The sequence below is a fragment of the Shewanella sp. SG44-6 genome (assembly GCF_014164185.1).
GTDB lineage: Bacteria > Pseudomonadota > Gammaproteobacteria > Enterobacterales > Shewanellaceae > Shewanella > Shewanella vesiculosa.
Genome location: NZ_JACJER010000016.1, coordinates 1 through 643, shown reverse-complemented (window position 1 = coordinate 643; position 643 = coordinate 1).

Here is a 643-nt window from a genome sequence, read left to right as displayed (position 1 = left end):
TCTTAATCAGACTCCAATGAGCAGGTTTAGTACTCAAACTCGACATCTTTCAAGCTTGGACGAACTAACTTACGTTAAATACTCTCTAACATATGCTCATGACCTATTTCCGACCAGTGGCTTCATGTAACAACTGTCGTCAGACATTAAAGGTCGTAACTTATTTCGGCTTGAAGCAATATAAAATCACTTCAATTTTCACTGGTTGAAACATTAAAGTTTGGAACTTTTTCAATATTCTATCGCTAAATTAAGATAAATGTGACAATAAAGATTGAAACTGATTTTTGTCGGATAAGCGGCACCTGTTGCCAGGTGCCGCTCTCCTAAGAACCGTACGTGCAACTTTCACTGCATACGGCTCAAGCCTCCACTAAGGCGTACTATGTTACCCGGTAACCACAGGGGTTACCTTTGCAATACTCACTTGAAGCTTTGATACTTTATGCTCTATGACTTTCCAATCGATGGATTATCATTGAGAAAAGCAAGGAGAGGCACTAACTTCAATCGAAGTTATCATTTGCGTTTCTCCATTAACAAAGTTCTTCTAATTTTCTTGCAACGGGAGACCAGCTGGAAGTGGGCTCACTTTCGTGCCAGACACAAGGTCTGTATCTGCATCATTACAATGCAGCATTGG